Below are 14,333 nucleotides of genomic sequence, written 5' to 3'. Positions count from 1 at the left end.
CGATGACGACGATGACTTTCCAACGATTCGCGCAGATCGTCGAGGCTTACGGCGCCGATCCGCGCCGCTGGCCCGGCGATGAACGGGCCGCGGCCCGCGCCTTCGCTCAAGCGCATCCGGCGCAGGCGCAGCCGTGCCTGGCGGCTGCGGCAGCGCTCGACGCGGTCTTGGCCGCCGATGCGCTCGAGCCGGTCAGTCGCTCGCTGCAGCGCCGCATCGTTGCCTCCGCGAATGCGCCGGGCGCTCGTCTCTCATTTACGTGGCGCCCCGGCTGGCGTTGGTTGCCCGGGGCCGCGCTCGCGGGAGCCGGCGTCGCGGGGCTCGTGGCCGGCGCGGCGGCGATGTCGTTTCTTATGCTCCCGAGCGAGCGGCCGACCGCCGTGCACGAGCCTTCGTATCTATCGACCGCATTCGGGTTCGACGCGTCGGGCGCAGAGGGGAGCATCGAATGACGACACGCGCGATCAAGGCGCTTTGCGTCGGCTCGCTGGTGCTGAATGTGTTTCTCGTCGGTGCGATTGCCGGCGGCACCTACCGTTGGTTCATGGGCCCGCACGGCGAGAGCGCGGCTGCCAACACGCGCACCGTTGCGCCTCAAGCGTTGCGCTATGCGGCGCAGGAACTCTCGCCCGAGCGGCAGCAGCAATTTCTCGATGCCTTGAAGCAAGCGCGGCGCGATGCCAAGCCGCTTGCGCGGCAAGCCAAGGACGGCAGGCGCGAGGTGCTGCGACTCGTGGCGGCGCCGCAACTCGATCGTGCGGCGCTCGACGCTGCGCTCGCGAGTACGCGCAGCGCCGACAGCGCGCTGCGTGAGCGCATCGAGACGGCCGTCGCCGATTTCGTCGGCACGTTGACGCCGGCCGAGCGCGTCACGTTCGCGCAGGGTTTGACGCTGCGTGGGCAATGGCGGCTACCGAAACCCGCCGAGAAAAGGCCGCGCGCGCCCGACGATGCGTCGAACACGCGTTAGCCGTACCGCTCTAAATCGAAATGCCTTGCATCCGATGGGCGAAGCGGGCTCGCTCGGCCCGGTCCATCAAGGCGAGAAATTGGTCGGTCTGCATATGAACCAATTCTTCGTGATCGCCGGCTTCGAAATAGACCTCGGGCTGTTGCGCGAGCGTTTCGTCGAGATAGGTGATCATCCCGTACTCGGTGCAAACGGGCGGCACGGCGCCGGGTTCGCAATCCTTGAACAGCTCGCGCATATCCGTTTCGCTGGCGAGCGTCAGATGGCGTCCGGTCATCTCCCAGATCTCGGATAGGCGCACGGCATGCGTCGAGGGCAGCACCGCCGCGACATAGCCTTGTTCGTCTTCCAGCAAAACCGTTTTGGCCAACCGGTCTCCCGGCACGTGGGCGGCCGACGCTGTTTCGATACTGGAATGGCTGTAGGGGTGATGCAGGACTTCGTAGCGGCAGCCCTTGTTCTGCAGGCATGCCTCGAGGGTGGCAGACATCGACATGGCGGACCTCCGTCGGAGGGAAGAGCGATCGAACCGCGCTGCGCGGGTGGCGAGGGCGGCGTTCTCATAGAATAGGTCGTTTGCGTGCCGCTGCCCAATCCTGTCGGCTGCCGGATTGTCGCGGTGCGCGCCGAGGTTCCAGGTCACGCGGTGACCGGCAAAAGGAGAACAAAAACATGAACGACGCCCTGTCGTCCTTGCACCGCTCGCAGCGCATCGCGCGCGAGAACGTCACGACGGCGCTCGAATTGCCCGGTTGCAGAATCGAGCGCTCGCTCGGCGTGGTCCGCGGCATCGTCGTGCGTTCGCGCTCCGTGGTAGGCGCCGTCGGTGCCTCGCTGCAAACGCTGTTCGGGGGCAATATCACGCTCTACACGTCGCTGTGCGAACGCGCGCGCGCCGACGCATACGGGCAAATGGTCGAACACGCGGCCGAACTGGGCGCGAACGCGGTGATCGCCGTGCATTACGACGCCACGGAAATCGCGGCGGGCGTCACCGAGGTGCTCTGCTATGGGACCGCCGTGCAGGTCAGGCCGTCGGCATCGATCTGAGCCGCTCGCGGCGGGCCGGCCGCCGCGGCACGAAAATTTTTTTCCCTCGATGCGACGGATGACACGTCCGCGCCGCGTTTAATCAGCGTACGGATGCCGGATGGCCCCAAAGCGACGCCATAGCGACATCCACGGCGATACCCACGGCGATACCCAACGAGGGGAACATGACCGATTCACCGCATCTGAGCGAAGCGGCCATCGCGCTGAACCGCTTCGGCCTCGGCGCGCGCGCCGACGAGCCGCCGCCGCCCGACGCCCGGGCGTGGCTGCTCGCGCAATTCGATCGCTTCGATCCGAAGCCGGCCGCTTGGGCCGCGTTGCCCGATACGCCGGCCGTCGAGCAGGCGTTCGGCGCGGCGCGGCAGCAGGTGGCGAGCGGGGCCGATCAGGACGCCAAGCTCGCGGCGCGCAAGATGTTGCGCGAGGAGGTGCGCGACGACTATCGCGATGCCGTCGATGCGCGCGTGCGCAGCGCGCTCTCGACCGACACTCCTTTCGTCGAGCGGCTCGTGCACTTCTGGAGTAATCACTTCGCGATTTCGACGGAGAAGCCGCAAGTGGCCGCGCTCGCGGGCGCGTTCGAAGCCGAGGCGATTCGGCCCCACGTACTGGGGCGCTTCGAGGACATGCTGTTCGCCGTCGAGCGACATCCGGCCATGCAGGTGTATCTCGATCAGGTCAGCTCGGTTGGGCCGGACAGTCGCGCCGGCATGCGTGCCGACGCGAAAGGGGCGAAGCGCGGGCTGAACGAAAATCTCGCGCGCGAAATCATGGAGTTGCATACGCTCGGCGTGCGCACGGGCTATACACAGAGCGACGTTACCGAATTCGCTCGAGCGTTGACGGGTTGGAGCATCGTCGGTCCGAAGGGCATGGGCGGCACGCCGGGCAGTTTCATTTTTCGCGAGCCCCAGCACGAGCCCGGCGAACGCACGATCATGGGCCGCGTCTACGCGCAGACCGGCGAGGCCCAAGCGGGTGCGGTGCTGCACGATTTGGCCGCGGCGCCGGCCACGGCGAACCACGTTGCCGCCAAGCTCGCGCGGCATTTCGCGGGCGACAACCCGAGCCGCGCGCTCGTGGCGCGATTGGCGCAGGCATTCAACTCGAGCGGCGGCGATCTGCCCACCGTCTACCGGGCGCTGATCGCGTCGCCGGAGCCGTGGGCCGATACGCCCCTCAAGTTCAAAACGCCTTGGGACTGGACGCTCTCGACGTTGCGTGGGCTCGGCACGAACGAACTCGGCGGAGCGAAGGCGGCGCCGCTCTTGGCGCAACTGGGCCAGCCGGTTTGGCGCCCGGGCTCGCCGGCCGGCTACGACGACATCGCCGCGAGCTGGGCCGCCCCCGACGCGTTGATGCGGCGCGTTGAGCTCGCGCAACGGATCGCCGCCCGGGTCGGCGACCGCGTCGATGCGCGCGCGCTCGCCCCCAAGCTGACCGCCGATTCGCTTGCCCCCGCCACCGCGCTTGCGATCGCACGCGCCGAAAGTGCCCAGACGGCGCTTGCGCTGTTGCTCGTGTCCCCCGATTTTCAACGGAGATGAAGCGATGATGTCTCGTCGTAAGTTCCTCAGCGCGACGGCCGCGGGCGCCGGTGCGCTGCTCGTCGCGCCGCGGATGGTGCTCGCGAACGTGCAGTCGGATCGCCGCTTCGTCTTCATCATTCAGCGCGGTGCGGCCGACGGATTGCATATCGTCGTGCCGTACGCCGAACCGGCGTACGCGGCATTGCGCGGCCCGATCGCCGTCGACGCATCCAGTGCGACGCGGCTCGACGGCACCTTCGCGCTGCATCCCTCGCTAGAGCGGACTGCCCGGCTTTACGCCCAACAGCAGGCGATGTTCGTGCACGCGGTGGCGACGCCCTACCGCGATCGCTCGCATTTCGATGGGCAAAACGTACTGGAGACGGGCGGCAACGCGCCTTATAGCCTGCGCGACGGCTGGCTGAACCGGCTCGTGGCGCTGGCCGGTCCGAGCCGCGCCGAGGCGATCGCCTTCGCGCCCACGGTGCCGCTCGCGCTGCGCGGCAAACTCGAGGTGGCCTCGTACGCGCCGTCGGCATTGCCGAGCGCTTCGGACGACTTGCTCATGCGCGTGGGCGCGCTCTACGACGAGGATGCGCAACTCGGCCCGTTATGGCAATCGGCGATGGCGGCCCGCGAGATGGCGGGCGGCGAGCGCGCGCGCGGCGACGCCGCCGGCATCGGCAAGGTCGCAGCCAGCTTCCTCGCGCGGCCCGACGGCCCCCGTATTGCGATGATCGAGACGCTCGGCTGGGACACGCATACCGCACAAGATCCGCGCTTGAAAGCTCAACTCAAGGGGCTCGACGCGATGCTCGGCGCTTTGTGCGACGGCCTCGGCCCGATATGGGACAAGACGACGATCGTCGTGGCGACCGAGTTCGGCCGCACCGCGGCGGTGAACGGCACGGGCGGCACCGATCACGGCACCGGGACGGCGGCGATGCTGTTGGGCGGTGCCATTCGCGGCGGGCGCGTATTGGCCGATTGGCCCGGATTGCGGCCTGCCGATCTCTATCAAGGGCGTGACCTGCGTCCGACGCTTTCGCTCGACGACGTCATCGCCGGTGCGGCCAGCGAAACGTTCGGCCTCGATCCGCATCGGACGGCGGCGGCGCTCTTTCCGCAGACGAAGCCGGCGAAGCCGGTGACCGGGCTCGTCGCCGTTTGACCGCCGGCGATGGCATTCGATTTTTCAACCCGCTTTTTCAACCCGCTGTACCCGCGCGGCTTCGCGCGTTTGGAGATGCTTTAGATGACGATCCGTTTCAAGTTTTCGCGCCGGCGTGCATGGCTGGCGTTGGCCCTCCCGGCCGCCGCCGTATCGCTCGCGGCATGCGTCGTCGAACCCGCGCGTCCGCCGCAGCCCGCGCCGCTCGTCGAGGTCGTGCCGGTGGCGCCCGCGCCGGGCTATCACTGGGTCAGAGGCCACTACGCCTGGCGCCACGATCGTTGGGAGTGGGTCCGCGGCCATTGGGTCCTCGATTGAGGGCGGTGGCGAGTGCGGCGCTTAGGCGCCGTAGTTGCGCAGGCGTTCCAAATCGACGACGGTGATGCCGCCGTACTCGAGCCGCACGACGCCGTCGCGCTGTAGCGTCTTGAGCGCTTGATTCGCGACTTGGCGCGTGATGCCGGAAAGCAGGCCCAACTCTTCCTGATTGATTTCCAAATGGTCGCCGCCGCCCGGGTAGAGCACGGGATTGAACAGCGACGCGATGCAGCGTGCGAGGCGCGGGGTCGCATCGAGCATGCGGTCGTATTCGAGCAGCGCCATGAAATGACCGAGGCGCTCGTTCAATTGACGCACGAGAAAGCGATTGAAGACGACGCTGTGCTCGACGAGCCACATGAACGTTGCGCGGTCCATGAAGGCCATGCGCGTGTTGCGTAGCGCGACGATGTCGTAGCGTCGCGGTTCGTTCTTCAGCACCGTGCCTTCGCCGAACCAGCCGCCGGCCGGTACGCCGGTGAAGGTGACGTTGCGGCCCTCGCGCGAGACGGTGCCGACCTTGACGAGACCGGCGACGACGCCGGTCCAGCTTTCGAGCACCGTGTTCTTGGGGCAGATGCAGGTCCCACGCGCGAACGTCTTCTCGACGATGCCGGCACATGCCCGCTCGGCTTCGTCGTCGGGCAAATCGATCGACCAGGCCGCGATGTGCGCGAGCCGGGCGCGGCCGATGCCTGGGCGGCCGTCGTCGGCGCCGTATGTCGTCATCGGCTCGCGCCCGGCACCGCGGCGGACGTGCCGGGGCGATTCGCCGCAACGCCGGCCTGCGCGACGGGCGCGGGCGCCACGCCCCGCTGCACACCGACGGGTAACGCGCTCACGCGCCGCACCTCGGGCGAATCGAGCCACGCATTCGATCGGACGCACTCGACGAACAGCGCGGTCGCATCCTCTCCCCAGAACAGCTCGCCGTCGAGCGCGAAGGTGGGCACCCCGAATACCTCCAGCGAGATGGCCCGTTCGGTATTGCGCCTGAGCGCTTCCTTCACGGCGGGGTCTTCGACGGCATGCACGCCTTGCGGAAACCGCATCGCCTCGCACAACGCGGCGAATCCCTCGGGCGAGGCCACGTCGTGCCCGTCGCGCCAGATGTGGCGGAAGATGCGGCGGATGACGTCGAGCGTGCCGCCCATCGCGATCGCGAGCCGCAGTGCTTTGATCGGATTGAACGGGTGGGCGTCCGGCATGCGGTATGCGATGCCGAGCCGTTGCGCACGATACAGCGCGTGCCGATAAGTGAACACGCGCTTGGCCGCGATTTCGGCCGGGCCTTTTTGCCCCCAGTGAGCCAGCAGCGCGCCGAGCACGATCGGCGTCGGCTCGATCACAAGTGTTGCGGGCAGCGTGTCGAATTGCTCGAGTTGCAGATATGCGAACGGCGACACGAAATCGAAGAACCATTCGGCGTTGCGCCCGACGGCTGGAGTAGACATCGATGAATTCCTCTCGAAGCGGTAGGTGCCGGTCGATCGATGACGATCAAGCCGCCAGGGTGCGCAACTCGCGCGACACGGCGAACGGCGCGGCCGTCATCGCGCGCACGTCGTCGAGTGTCGCATGCGAAATGATTTCGCGCAGGGTGAGTCCGCTTTCGGCGACGTCGAACACCGCGTGCTCCGTCACGATGATCTTGACGCAGCCGCGCCCGGTAAGCGGCAACGTACAGCGCGGCAAGATCTTCGAGCGGCCGTGTTTGTCGGTATGCGAGAGGGCCGCGATGACCTTGGGGGTGCCGTGGCACAGGTCCATCGCGCCGCCGATGCCGGGCCACCATTTGCCGTCGCGTTCGCAGGCCCAATTGGCGAGATTGCCGAGCGCGTCGACTTGCAGCGCGCCGAGGATCGTCACGTCGAGATAGCCGTTGCGCATCGCGCCGAGCGAGGTGGCCAAATCCATCAGCGCGGCGCCCGGCGGTAGCACGATCGGCTCGGTGCCGGCGTTCGTCGCGTCGCTATCGATGTCGGCGAGCCTGAGCGCCCCCGCGAAGCCGAAGGCGCCGTTTTCGGTGTGGAGGATGACGCCCGCGTCGGCATCGAGGTAATGCGCGGTCAGCGTCGGGATGCCGAGGCCGAGATTGACGACTTCGCCGGCATGCAGTTCCTGCGCGCAGCGGGCGGCGATGCGATGTTTCGGGGCGGCGAGGGAAGCGGGGCTCAGCATGTGGGTCTCCTCGAAAGCGTTGGATGCGCTCGCGCTCGTCGGCGCGCTGCGCTGCTCAAAGACGGCGGCGGGGACGAGCGCTCAGGCGGGCTGCGCGGCGCGCTCGTCTCGCGGTAGACGGCCCAGCTTGGCCCATTGCGCTTTGTACAGGGCGTGCTGAGCGTCGAGGGTAAGACCTTGCACGACGGCATCGACGAATACGCCCGGGCAGCCGACGCGCTCCGGTGCGATGGCGCCGACCTCGACGATCTCGTTGACTTCGACGATCGTGTAGCGGCCGGCCATCGCGATGTCGCGCTGATTTTGCAGGGACGTGCCGCGAAACTCCACGTTACCGAACGTATCGGCGCGCCAGCCTTTGATGATCGAGACGTCGGCCGTCAGGGGGCGCTCGACGAAGAACTCGCGGCCGTCGAGCCCGAGTTTCTCCTTGGGCGCGCCCCGTGCCGGAAAAACCCCGGGCTGGTCGAGGATGCCGATGCCGACCGGGATCAGCACGCCGCCGAGGCCCATCGCCCCCGCGCGGACTTTCTCGGCCCACGTTCCCATCGGAAAGAATTCGGCGACGCGCACGGCATCGGTCAAGTAAGCCGAAGTCGATTCGTCGGTCGTGCCGACGTGCGTGCCGATGAACTCCGCCAACTGCCCGGAGGTGAACAGCCGGGCTTTCAAAAAGCCGCCGCGCAGCCCCGGCGTATTGGCGATGAGCGTCAGTTCGCCGATTCCGCTCGCGAGCAGGGCCTCGATGCAGCAGGCGGCTTCGCCGGCGCCGACGAACTCGCCGAGCATGAGACGCATGCCCGAGCGCAGCGGCTGCAGCGCCTCGTCGATCGTTTTGACTTTGTTCGGGTATCGCATCGTTGTCTCCGTCTTTTCCTGCTTGTGCGCGCAACGCTCCGCACGCGGCGCCGATCGCCGTCTGCCGGGTTCTGCCTGGCGAACGGCTGCGGGGCAGTGTAGGACGACCCGCGCGCGCAGGTTGTCTTCTGGATGACAGTTGCCGGGCCGAGCCGGGAACGCAACGTGCTCACCGCCTTTTGTCCGTTTGTCCCTGTTTATTGGGTAGCACGCACTGACGAGGCAGGCTGCATGACGATTCACTGGTTCCTTGGGTTCACCCTGGCGCGGCGCCGCTCGGCGCGCGAGGCGGCATGACGATCGGTTGTCCCGAATGCGGCGCGCTCGCGGATACCTCCGTGCTGGCGGGGCGCACGCTCGCGCGTTGCCGCGTCTGCCACTATCCGCTCGAGCGCGCGAGCGGCCGTTCGGTCGCGGCCGCGCTCGCTTGCTCGCTGACGACTTTCGTGTTGCTGCTGCCCGGCAATCTCTCGCCGCTGATGACGGTTCACATGCTCGGCGCCGAGCGATCGGCCGAACTCGGTTCGGGCATCGTCGTCATGTGGCGCGAGCATTTCGAGCTCTTGGCCGTGATCCTCGGCTTGACCGGCATCGTCTTGCCGCTCGCACGCTTTTCGGGGCTTTCGCTCGTGCTCGCGGCCGTGTTGTGCGGCTGGCGTCCGCGGTGGCTCGGCCGGTGCTATCGATGGGCGCTTTGGCTCGATGCTTGGGCCATGCCCGACGTCTATCTGATCGGTTGCTTCGTGGGCTACACGCGCGTGACGCAGGAATTGACGGGCTCGATCGATGCGGGCGGCTATTGCTTCATCGCGGCCGCCTTCATGTCGATGCTTACACGGGCGACGCTCGACCGTCGTACGGTCTGGCGAGCGATCTCGCCCGAGCGCAGATTGAGATCGGGCGAGCGCGTCCTCTCGTGCACGGCCTGCGACTTGGTGGCGAACGTCGCGCAGGCGGGACGGCCCTGTCCCCGATGCGGCCTGAAACTGCGCAAGCGCAAGCCCGATGCCGTTGCGCGGGCGGCGGCGCTCAGCGTGGCCGCGTTCGTGCTCGCCTTTCCGGCCAATTTGTATCCGATGACGGTGTCTCACCAACTCGGCCATGACGTCTCTCATCGGATCATCGACGGCGTCTCGGAACTGTTCTCGGCGGGGTTATGGCCGCTCGGCATCCTGATTTTCTGTACGAGCATCGCGATTCCGTTCATGAAGCTGGCGGGCATGGCATGGTTCATCGCATCGGTCCTACGCCGCTCCGGCCGCCATTTGCGGACGAAAACCTTCTTATACCGGCTCATCGACGAATTGGGCCGCTGGTCGAACGTGGACGTCTTCACGATAGCCGCATTCGTTCCGTTGATTCGTTTCGACGGTCTGGCCGATGCGCGCCCGGCCGACGGCGCCACCGCGTTCGCGCTGGTGGTCGTGCTGACCATGGCGGCTTCCCGCGCCTTCGATCCCCGCCTGATGTGGGACGCGGCGCAAGCGAGGCGCACGTGACGGAGCCCGTGGAACAACGCACCGAAGCGGCCGATTTGCGGCGCACGCGATGGCCCGGCTGGATCTGGGCGATTCCGATCGCGGCGATCGGCGTGGCGTCTTGGCTCGGGATTCGCGCACTCGTGCGAGGCGGAGAAAGCATCACGATCGTGTTCGACAACGCGTACGGCATGAAGGCCGACGATACGGAAATTTCGCTGCACGGCGTGAAGGTCGGCGAAGTGCGGGGCGTTGCGCTCGATCCCGACGGCCGCCATGTCGACGTGACTGCGGAGATACGCCGCAGCGCCCAACCCTATCTGCGCTCGGGCACGCGTTTTTGGGTGGAAGGCGCGCACTTCGATTTCAGCGATCCGTCTTCGGCGAAGGCGTTGATCGGCGGACCGGAAATCGTTATGCAGCCGGGGCCGGGTGCCAGCATCCGGCATTTCGACGGTAGCGACCGCCGCTACGCGCTCAGCGCGGCCGCCGTGAAATACGTGATCCGCTTTTCGGGCGCGGTGGGGCAGCTCGATGCGGGCGCGCCGGTGCGGCTGCGCGGGTTTCGCGTCGGTGAGGTCACCGATGTCTCGCTGCATTACGACGCGCGCACCGGCACGCTCGACACGCCCGTTCAAATCGAACTCGATGCAACGAAGCTCGGGCTGGCCGACAACGTGAAGCCGCCGGCAGGCAATTGGCGCGGGGCCGTGGACGACATGCTGCGCCATCTGATCGCAACCGGGATGCGAGCCCGCTTGAGCCAAGATCCGCCGCTCGTCGGCTCACGCGTCGTCACGCTCGATTTCGTGTCCGGCGCCCCGAGTGCGACGCTGGCCGTTCGCGACGGCCAAACGCAGATTCCGAGCATGCCGTCGGGCGATATCGACGCAATCATCGCGCAAGCCGGCGACATCATGTCGAAGGCCGATCGCGTCATGACCAAGATCGACGCATTGCCGATCGCGCAGACGGGCGACGACATCCGCCGGATCGCCGGGCGAATCCGGGCGTTGTCGTCCTCGCCGCGGATCGCCGATAGCCTCGACCACCTGGACCGGTCCGTGGCACAGGTCGATCGCACGTTGAGCGAGGTATCGCCGCAGATCGGCCCGCTCGTCACGCAGTTGCGCCAGACGGCGCGTGAGGCGGATAGCGCCGTTGCGGCCGCGAATCGCACGATCGGCGGCGATCCGATGCGCCAAAACGACCTGCCCGAGGCATTGCGCGAACTGACGGGTATGGCGCGCTCGGTGCGCGCGCTCGCCGACTATCTCGACCGTCATCCCGAGGCGCTCGTGCGGGGCAAGGGAGGATCAGGGCAATGAAGCCGAGAACGAAGTGGGGACTCGTGTGCGCGCTTGCATTGATGGGGTGCGGCCATAGTCCGCCGACACATTACTACTCGCTCGACGCCGTGCCGCCCACGGCGCCGCTCGTCACCGGCCGCATGGCGCCGGTGCAATTGGGCGCGGTGCGCCTGCCCGATTCGCTCGACCGGCCCGAAATCGTCGAGCACGATGCCCGCTACCGCATGGCCGTGCGGGAGACCGACCATTGGGGCGCGCCGCTCGCGCCGATGATCCGGCGCACGCTCGCGCAGGATTTGCTCGCGCGGCTGCCGCCCGGCGCGTTCGTGCTGCCCGGCGCTCCCGCGCCGGCGGGTTCGCGCGGGATCGTCGTGACCGTGCTCGATCTGCGAGCGAACACGGATGGCCGGATGACCTTCGAGGGCAGTTGGTCGTTGACCGACGGCGATGCGTCGGCGGCGGTGATGACGCAAGACGTCTCGCTCAGCGAGCCGATGCGCTCCGCGAGTTCGCCCGATATCGCCGACGCCATGAGCCGCGTCCTGGGACGATTAGCCGATCGGATCGCCGCGACGCTGGCTGAGCGGCAGTAAGGTGAAACGCGCCGTGGGCGGATTTTTCCGGCAATTGGGGCAATTGGGCTTCCGTGGGTCCGATGCTTGCTGCTCGCGAACGTGGGGGCCGCTCCTCCGACCTATCATCGGACGACCTGTCTTCCCTCTTACCCGGGCGGGAATCCGTTCCCCGAACGCGCGGCCGCGGTGCCGCTAGGAATTGCGATATGGCGGTAGCCGGACATCCCTTTACGCACGGCCACGCGAACGGTCACTTTGTCCGCTTTTACGAAGCGGAGTCGTTGCTGGTCGACGAAGTCGCCGATTTTGCCGAGCGTGCGCTGCGCTCGGGCGGGCATGCGGTCGTGATCGCCACCCCGGCGCACCTCGCGGCGCTCGCCTCGAAACGACGCGGTTTCGGCTGCGCGGCCGGCATGGACACCGGAACTACGAGCCGGCTCGTCACGCTCGACGCCGAGCAGACGCTGGCGCGTTTCATGGTCGATGGATGGCCCGACGAGGCGCAATTTCTGTCCTCGGTCGGTGCATTGATGGCGAGGGTGGCGATACCGGGTGGCGCTCCCGTGCACGCATTCGGCGAGATGGTGGGGCTGCTTTGCGAGCGCGGCGAATACGAGGCGGCATTGCACGTGGAGGCGTTATGGAACGACCTTGCGCGCCGGTATGCGTTTTCGCTGTTTTGCGCCTATTCGCAGGCGCTCTTCTCGAGCGCCGAGCACAGTGCGATGTTCGAGCACGTATGCGCGGCGCATACGCATGTGCTGCCGAGCGAGGTATTGACCCGTTCTGACGACACCGAAGCGCACAAGCTCGTGGCGCTGTGGCAGCAAAAGGCGATGGCACTCGAGCGTGAGGTGGAGCGCCGCGCCCGGGCGGAGGCGGCGCTCGTGCAGCGCGAGCGCGAACTGGCCGATTTCGTCGAAAACGCGGCCGAGGGACTGCATCGGATCGCGGGCGACGGCACGATCGTCTGGGCGAACTCGGCGGAACTCGATCTGCTCGGCTACGACTACGACGAGTACGTCGGGCACCCTGTCTCGGAGTTCTACGTCGAGCGGCCGGTGGCCGATGCCATCTTCCAAAAGCTCGCCGCGGGCGAGACGATACGCGACGAGCTCGTGCGCCTGCGCTGCCGCGACGGCAGCGTCAAGCACGTGCTGCTGCATGCCAACTCCATGTTCGACCAGGGCAAGCTGCTTTACACGCGCGGATTCACGCGCGACGCGAGCGATCGCATCCAACGGCAGACGGCCGAGCGCCAGCGCGATGCGCTATTCATGAATGCGCCCGTGGCGGCGGCGCTGCTCAGCGGGCCGGCGCATGTGTTCGAACTCGCGAACAGGCGCTTTCGCGAACTGGCGGGCTATGCCGAATTGACGGGGCGCCGCTACGCCGAGGTCTTCCCCGATAGCCAGCATGGCGAGGAGATCGGTGCGCTGCTCGATTCCGTGTTCCTGCGCGGCGAGCCGGTCGTGCGCGAAGACTTCCGCATCGACATGACCCGGCCGGACGGTGCGTTCGAGCCGCGCTACTTCACGTTCCACTTCGAACCGCTGCGCCTGGATGGGACGTCCGTGCAAGGCGTCATCGCCGTCGCCGTGGAAGTGACCGAGCAGGTGCGCACGCGAGCCCGCTTCGAAAAATCGCATGCGGAACGCGAACGGCTCGTCGCCGAGTTGCGCGAGGCGAGTCGTGCCAAAGACGAATTTCTCGCGATGCTCGGCCACGAACTTCGCAATCCCTTGTCGCCGATCGTCACCGCGTTGCGATTGATGCGCATGCGCCCCGAAGGCGGCACGTTGCGCGAGCAAAACATCATCGCTCGGCAAGTCGATCACCTCGTGCGGCTCGTCGACGACTTGCTCGACATCTCGCGTATCACGCGCGGCAAGATCGAGCTCAAGAAGCAGACCGTGCGCGTAGCCGACGTATTGACGAACGCCGTCGAGATGGCGAGCTTTCTCATCGAGCGGCGCGGGCATCGGCTCACGCTCGACGTCGAACACGATCTCGTGTGGAACGCCGACGCGACGCGGCTGGCTCAAGTCGTGTCCAATTTGCTGACGAACGCGGCGCGTTATACGGCGCCGGGCGGCCATATCGAAGTCGTGGCCGCGCACGAGCGCGGCGGCATGATACGTGTCAGCGTGCGCGACGATGGCGTGGGGCTGGCCCCCGACGTATTGCCGCGTGTGTTCGATTTGTTCTTCCAAGGCAAGCGCAACCTCGATCGGGCCGAAGGCGGGCTCGGTATCGGCTTGGCGCTCGTGAAGAATCTCGTGGAAATGCACGGCGGCACCGTGAGCGCAACGAGCGCAGGGCCGGGGCGCGGCAGCACGTTCGCGATTCGCGTCCCGGGAGGGCGTCGCGCCAGCGCCGAGGCCACCGTTCGGGGGCCGCAGGACGCACTCGCAGCGCTCGCGTTCGGCGGCAGCCAGGCTCATCTCGAGGGCCGGAGTGCCGAGCCGGGACCGCACCGAACCGCGCGCGCGAGCATACGCGCACGGCGCGCATTGCTCGTGGACGACAACGTGGACGGCGTGCAGGCGCTCGCGGAGTTGCTCAAGGAGTGCGGGCATGACGTCGAGGCCGTCTACGATCCGGCGTCGGCCTTGGAGCTCATGGCCTCGTTCGACCCCGACATCGCGGTCATCGATATCGGCTTGCCCGGCATGGACGGCTACGAACTCGTGCGCCGGCTGCGCGCGCAGCATGCGAGCCGAGACTGCTTGTTCGTCGCTTTGACGGGGTACGGGCAAGACGCCGACCGCCAACGCAGCCGCGCGGCGGGCTTCCATCATCACTTCGTCAAGCCGCTCGATCCGGCACGGCTGCTGAGCCTCATGGATACGCTCACGCGCCGCTCGCAAAGCACCGCCGCATAGCGAAG

General features: G+C 67.3%; 14 protein-coding genes and 1 pseudogene. 10 read left to right on the top strand and 5 right to left on the bottom strand.

Features of this window, described 5'->3' with window-relative positions; genetic code table 11:
* Positions 1 to 11: 11 nt before the first annotated feature.
* Positions 12 to 452, top strand: coding sequence for a hypothetical protein (locus tag C0Z18_RS23250; RefSeq protein WP_102647880.1), 441 nt, complete (start codon positions 12 to 14; stop codon positions 450 to 452).
* Positions 449 to 970, top strand: coding sequence for a periplasmic heavy metal sensor (locus C0Z18_RS23245; RefSeq protein WP_102647806.1), 522 nt, complete (start codon positions 449 to 451; stop codon positions 968 to 970). The genes C0Z18_RS23250 and C0Z18_RS23245 overlap by 4 nt, the downstream gene beginning before the upstream one ends.
* Positions 971 to 980: 10 nt before the next feature.
* Here C0Z18_RS23245 and C0Z18_RS23240 read toward each other — a convergent pair whose 3' ends face one another.
* Positions 981 to 1,466, bottom strand: a complete 486-nt coding sequence (locus C0Z18_RS23240; protein WP_102647805.1) for an aminoacyl-tRNA deacylase — start codon at positions 1,464 to 1,466, stop codon at positions 981 to 983.
* A 176-nt stretch (positions 1,467 to 1,642) separates the two neighbouring features.
* On the opposite strand from C0Z18_RS23240, the gene C0Z18_RS23235 reads away from it, so the two are divergent.
* The 4 genes from C0Z18_RS23235 (at position 1,643) to C0Z18_RS23220 (ending at position 5,041) form a co-directional block, all read left to right on the top strand.
* On the top strand, positions 1,643 to 2,020 hold the full coding sequence (locus tag C0Z18_RS23235) for a YbjQ family protein (RefSeq protein WP_102647804.1): 378 nt from the start codon (positions 1,643 to 1,645) through the stop codon (positions 2,018 to 2,020).
* A gap of 167 nt (positions 2,021 to 2,187) precedes the next feature.
* On the top strand, positions 2,188 to 3,570 hold the full coding sequence (locus C0Z18_RS23230; protein WP_102647803.1) for a DUF1800 domain-containing protein: 1,383 nt from the start codon (positions 2,188 to 2,190) through the stop codon (positions 3,568 to 3,570).
* A 4-nt stretch (positions 3,571 to 3,574) separates the two neighbouring features.
* Entirely contained in the window at positions 3,575 to 4,723 is a 1,149-nt protein-coding gene (locus C0Z18_RS23225) for a DUF1501 domain-containing protein (RefSeq protein ID WP_102647802.1), read from the top strand.
* A gap of 84 nt (positions 4,724 to 4,807) precedes the next feature.
* Positions 4,808 to 5,041, top strand: a complete 234-nt coding sequence (locus C0Z18_RS23220; RefSeq protein WP_102647801.1) for a YXWGXW repeat-containing protein — start codon at positions 4,808 to 4,810, stop codon at positions 5,039 to 5,041.
* A gap of 21 nt (positions 5,042 to 5,062) precedes the next feature.
* Here C0Z18_RS23220 and C0Z18_RS23215 read toward each other — a convergent pair whose 3' ends face one another.
* The 4 genes and pseudogenes from C0Z18_RS23215 to C0Z18_RS23200 all read right to left on the bottom strand — a co-directional run bounded on the left by C0Z18_RS23215 (position 5,063) and on the right by C0Z18_RS23200 (position 8,080).
* Complete coding sequence (locus tag C0Z18_RS23215; RefSeq protein WP_102647800.1) at positions 5,063 to 5,770, bottom strand: Crp/Fnr family transcriptional regulator; 708 nt, start codon at positions 5,768 to 5,770, stop codon at positions 5,063 to 5,065.
* An 80-nt stretch (positions 5,771 to 5,850) separates the two neighbouring features.
* Positions 5,851 to 6,495 (bottom strand): annotated as a pseudogene (locus C0Z18_RS23210) (2-hydroxychromene-2-carboxylate isomerase); the annotation flags it as partial.
* A 46-nt stretch (positions 6,496 to 6,541) separates the two neighbouring features.
* Positions 6,542 to 7,222, bottom strand: a complete 681-nt coding sequence (locus C0Z18_RS23205; RefSeq protein WP_102647798.1) for a CoA-transferase — start codon at positions 7,220 to 7,222, stop codon at positions 6,542 to 6,544.
* Positions 7,223 to 7,303: 81 nt separating this feature from the next.
* On the bottom strand, positions 7,304 to 8,080 hold the full coding sequence (locus C0Z18_RS23200; RefSeq protein WP_102647797.1) for a CoA transferase subunit A: 777 nt from the start codon (positions 8,078 to 8,080) through the stop codon (positions 7,304 to 7,306).
* Between the two features lie 293 nt (positions 8,081 to 8,373).
* Here C0Z18_RS23200 and C0Z18_RS23195 point away from each other — a divergent pair, with 293 nt between their 5' ends.
* The 4 genes from C0Z18_RS23195 (at position 8,374) to C0Z18_RS23180 (ending at position 14,328) form a co-directional block, all read left to right on the top strand.
* Positions 8,374 to 9,579 (top strand): paraquat-inducible protein A, encoded by a 1,206-nt coding sequence (locus C0Z18_RS23195; protein ID WP_102647796.1) that lies wholly within the window; start codon positions 8,374 to 8,376, stop codon positions 9,577 to 9,579.
* Positions 9,576 to 10,886, top strand: coding sequence for an MlaD family protein (locus C0Z18_RS23190; protein ID WP_233217447.1), 1,311 nt, complete (start codon positions 9,576 to 9,578; stop codon positions 10,884 to 10,886). Before C0Z18_RS23195 ends, C0Z18_RS23190 begins: the two co-directional genes overlap by 4 nt.
* On the top strand, positions 10,883 to 11,461 hold the full coding sequence (locus tag C0Z18_RS23185; RefSeq protein WP_102647795.1) for a PqiC family protein: 579 nt from the start codon (positions 10,883 to 10,885) through the stop codon (positions 11,459 to 11,461). Before C0Z18_RS23190 ends, C0Z18_RS23185 begins: the two co-directional genes overlap by 4 nt.
* A gap of 188 nt (positions 11,462 to 11,649) precedes the next feature.
* Complete coding sequence (locus tag C0Z18_RS23180) at positions 11,650 to 14,328, top strand: hybrid sensor histidine kinase/response regulator (protein ID WP_102647794.1); 2,679 nt, start codon at positions 11,650 to 11,652, stop codon at positions 14,326 to 14,328.
* Positions 14,329 to 14,333 lie beyond the last annotated feature (5 nt).

This window comes from Trinickia dabaoshanensis (genome assembly GCF_002879885.1).
Taxonomy (GTDB): Bacteria; Pseudomonadota; Gammaproteobacteria; order Burkholderiales; family Burkholderiaceae; genus Trinickia; species Trinickia dabaoshanensis.
The sequence above is the reverse complement of the archived record's forward strand: the minus strand, read 5'-3'. Positions and strand labels throughout refer to the sequence as shown.

Bases quoted from the DNA above. Each gene is read 5' to 3' on its own strand.
- C0Z18_RS23250 (WP_102647880.1), top strand. From the start codon at position 12: ATGACTTTCCAACGATTCGCGCAGATCGTCGAGGCTTACGGCGCCGAT.
- C0Z18_RS23245 (WP_102647806.1), top strand. From the start codon at position 449: ATGACGACACGCGCGATCAAGGCGCTTTGCGTCGGCTCGCTGGTGCTG.
- C0Z18_RS23240 (WP_102647805.1), bottom strand. From the start codon at position 1,466: ATGTCGATGTCTGCCACCCTCGAGGCATGCCTGCAGAACAAGGGCTGC.
- C0Z18_RS23235 (WP_102647804.1), top strand. From the start codon at position 1,643: ATGAACGACGCCCTGTCGTCCTTGCACCGCTCGCAGCGCATCGCGCGC.
- C0Z18_RS23230 (WP_102647803.1), top strand. From the start codon at position 2,188: ATGACCGATTCACCGCATCTGAGCGAAGCGGCCATCGCGCTGAACCGC.
- C0Z18_RS23225 (WP_102647802.1), top strand. From the start codon at position 3,575: ATGATGTCTCGTCGTAAGTTCCTCAGCGCGACGGCCGCGGGCGCCGGT.
- C0Z18_RS23220 (WP_102647801.1), top strand. From the start codon at position 4,808: ATGACGATCCGTTTCAAGTTTTCGCGCCGGCGTGCATGGCTGGCGTTG.
- C0Z18_RS23215 (WP_102647800.1), bottom strand. From the start codon at position 5,770: ATGACGACATACGGCGCCGACGACGGCCGCCCAGGCATCGGCCGCGCC.
- C0Z18_RS23205 (WP_102647798.1), bottom strand. From the start codon at position 7,222: ATGCTGAGCCCCGCTTCCCTCGCCGCCCCGAAACATCGCATCGCCGCC.
- C0Z18_RS23200 (WP_102647797.1), bottom strand. From the start codon at position 8,080: ATGCGATACCCGAACAAAGTCAAAACGATCGACGAGGCGCTGCAGCCG.
- C0Z18_RS23195 (WP_102647796.1), top strand. From the start codon at position 8,374: ATGACGATCGGTTGTCCCGAATGCGGCGCGCTCGCGGATACCTCCGTG.
- C0Z18_RS23185 (WP_102647795.1), top strand. From the start codon at position 10,883: ATGAAGCCGAGAACGAAGTGGGGACTCGTGTGCGCGCTTGCATTGATG.
- C0Z18_RS23180 (WP_102647794.1), top strand. From the start codon at position 11,650: ATGGCGGTAGCCGGACATCCCTTTACGCACGGCCACGCGAACGGTCAC.